At 67.5% G+C, this 2,631-nt stretch carries 2 protein-coding genes; both read right to left on the bottom strand.

What is annotated here, in order from left to right; genetic code table 11:
- On the bottom strand, nucleotides 1–1,784 hold a 1,784-nt coding region (locus ACFWPJ_RS29985; RefSeq protein ID WP_378856445.1), incomplete at its 3' end, for a serine/threonine-protein kinase.
- A 68-nt stretch (nucleotides 1,785–1,852) separates the two neighbouring features.
- Nucleotides 1,853–2,623: a TetR/AcrR family transcriptional regulator gene (locus ACFWPJ_RS29980; protein ID WP_378856447.1), complete on the bottom strand. Its 771-nt coding sequence runs from the start codon at nucleotides 2,621–2,623 to the stop codon at nucleotides 1,853–1,855.
- Nucleotides 2,624–2,631: the final 8 nt, after the last annotated feature.

The raw sequence follows: 2,631 nt of genomic DNA, 5'->3' as shown, positions 1-2,631 counted from the left end.
GTGGCGATGAGCGCGGCCAGCAGCGTGTTGAGCGCACACAGGTCGCCCCACACCAGTGTCCGCGACCGCACCCGCGCGAGCCTTGCTTCGCCGTAGCGTCTGCCTTTGCGCAAGCCGCGAAGAACCTCGAGCTGATCACGCGAAATGTAGATGTAGATGGCGATGGCCAACAGCAAGCCACCGAGGATGCACACCAGGATGCCCTTGTCGAGCTGGTCGTTCGTGGCATCGGACAGGCGCGCTCTGATCAGTTCCTGGCCGTGCACAGCCAGGTACACCGTGGCCAGGCCGACCCCGACCACCGACGACAACCAGAGGATGGGAGTGGGCCACCGCGACAGCCGCGTTCGCCAGCTGTCCGGCGCCGGATAGACGAGGTCGCGGGCCCTCTTCTCGAGGCACAGGTCGAACTGCTGGGCCAATTCCGAACCGGACGAATAGCGGTCCTCGCGATCGGGCGACAGACATTTCAGCAGGACGCGGCGCAGCGCCATGGGGCAATCCGGCGGAAGCTCCGACAAGAATGCCGCCTCGACCGGTCTGCGCCGCAGTTCGAGCATGCGTGCCAGCGACGTTTCCGACTCGCCCGCGGTCGTCTCGTCGGGGAAGGGCCGCCGCCCCGTGAGCAATTCCCACAGCATGACGGCCAGCGCGAAGATGTCGCTGCGCGTATCGAGGTCGAGGGCGGTCGCGGGCAGGTCGGGATGGCAGGCTTCGAGCTGTTCAGGCGACATGTAGGCCAGGGATCCGCCGAAGTAGGCCAGCGGACTGGTGCCCTTGATCCGTTTGCTGAAGCTGACGTTGAAGTCGGCCAGCTTCGGCACTCCCTCGGCGCTCAGCAGCACGTTCGCGGGTTTGATATCTCGATGCAACACCCCTCGCTCGGACGCGTGCGCCAGCGCGTCCGCGAGCCGGCGGCCCAGCCAGGCGACGGTCTCCGGCCAGGTCAGTGCCGCGGTCCTGGTCCGGATCGCCGATTCGGTCGGCCGGACCTCACCCTTCTCGGCGAGTACCGCGTCGACGGCGTCGAGCAGCAGTTGCCCGCCGTGGCGTTCCGGGGGCGTCGCGCGCCGCAACCGCAGCACGTCGAGCAGTGTCCCGCCCGGTAGGTACTGCATGTAGAGCAGCTTCAGCTGGCCGTCGGCGATGAGCCGCTGGTCGAAGATGCGCACGATGTATTCGTGGTCCAGCTGGGCGAGGGTCTGCGGCTCGGTGCCGTGATTGTGGGAGATCTTGACCGCGACGAGTCGCTGCATCGATTGCTGCCGGGCGAGATACACCTGGGCGAAGGCGCCCGCGCCGATCCGCATCAGGAGGTCGAAGTCGTCGACGTGGTCACCGACATCGAAGGCGTCGAGCAGAACCTGTGCGCCGGGACGAGCGATGATCGTGCTGTGGTAGTCGTCGCTCGTCGGCTCGGGGCCGGTCGCCGAGGTCGCCGGACCGGCGGTGGGAGCCGCGTCGGCTGTCCACGATCCGCGGCGCAGGGCATGGAATTCCTCGTAGACGAGCTCGGCGGGCAGCGGACCATCGCGCAGCTCGGCGAATTCCGCGCGGTAGTCGACCAGTCGTTTGGGAAAGTGATACCGAAGCCAGCGGTATTCGAGGTCGATCTTGATCAGTTCGATCAGGATCGTGCGCCGCACAGCCGGTTCCCCGGGGAGGAACGCCGAGAGGTCGGGTGGTGAGCCGGATGCCCAAGCCTGCGAGAGCAGCGCCACGGCACTGGCGAGCGTGGTGCGGGTTCGTTCGGCTGAATCGACCAGGTCGATCGGCTCGGACATCGGTAGCTCGAGATCAGCCTCGGGCGATCACGCGGCGGCTACACGTGATGCGAACTGGTTGCCCCACGTCAGCTCCTTCCATCTACACTCCCTTGCTCAAGGGTATCGCTCGGTGGCGCCACGAGATCGGCCATCGGTGTCAGCGGATTGAGCATGACCCCGACCTTGCGCAGGCTGCTGTCCACGATCGCCCAGATCGCGCCCTGCAGGTATGACGACAGTTCGGCCGCGTCCATCGGCTGCATCGAGCGGCTCAGCCACCGGTTCACGCTGCCGTCGACGAACCCGACCAGGCCGAAGGCCATCGGCTCGGCGATCGTCACCGGCGCCGACTGAGCGCGCAGTGCGTTCTCGAACACCTCGCGCACGGTGCCGGCGATCGCGATCTTGGTGCCGGAGACGATCGGCGAATTGTGCCGCTGCTTGCCCTCGGACCCGGCGCCGAGGAAGTAGTGCAGCCGCGGATTGGCGGCGATCCACCCCACGTAGGTGTCGACCGACCGCGCGATGGCCTCGGCCACGGTGCCTTCGGGATTCAGGGTGGGCGCGAGCACCGCCATCAGGTCGTCGACGATGCGGGCACGCAACTGTTCGTCGAGGTCCCCGCGGTCCTTGAACAGCCGGTACAGCACCGACCTCGGTACTTCCGCGAGATCGGCGATCTCCTGCACGCCCACCGAGGCGCCCTGTGCCTGCACAGCCTCGAGTGCCGCGGCGAGAATCCGGTCCCGGCGCTCGGCGCGATGCCGGTCCCATCGGCTGGCCCGTCCATCGGCGCGCTGTGCGGTCACATTCCTCCCATCGGGCGCCGGATCGGCGCGATCCGGCGGGGACAGTATCCCAGCTG

This window comes from Nocardia sp. NPDC058497 (assembly GCF_042720195.1).
GTDB lineage: Bacteria > Actinomycetota > Actinomycetes > Mycobacteriales > Mycobacteriaceae > Nocardia.
Note: the sequence above shows the minus strand (reverse complement) of the source record. Positions and strands in the feature narration are given on the sequence as shown.